Raw genomic sequence first — 235 nt, 5'->3', positions numbered from 1 at the left:
AGATCGTATGCGGTATTAATCCGGCTTTCGCCGGGCTATCCCCCACTACTGGACATGTTCCGATGTATTACTCACCCGTTCGCCACTCGCCGCCAGGATTGCTCCCGCGCTGCCGTTCGACTTGCATGTGTAAGGCATGCCGCCAGCGTTCAATCTGAGCCAGGATCAAACTCTTCAGTTCAATACCTGTTACTGTTTTCGGTCTCTCTCGAGACCGGTCGCTCACTCAAAGCTG

General features: G+C 54.5%; 1 rRNA gene. It reads right to left on the bottom strand.

The annotated features are described in order from the left end of the window. Positions 1-181 (bottom strand): 16S ribosomal RNA (locus tag AB4Y44_RS43025); the annotation flags it as partial. Positions 182-235: the final 54 nt, after the last annotated feature.

It is taken from the genome of Paraburkholderia sp. BR10937, assembly GCF_040965695.1.
In the GTDB taxonomy this organism is placed as follows: Bacteria; Pseudomonadota; Gammaproteobacteria; order Burkholderiales; family Burkholderiaceae; genus Paraburkholderia.
The sequence above is the reverse complement of the archived record's forward strand: the minus strand, read 5'-3'. Positions and strand labels throughout refer to the sequence as shown.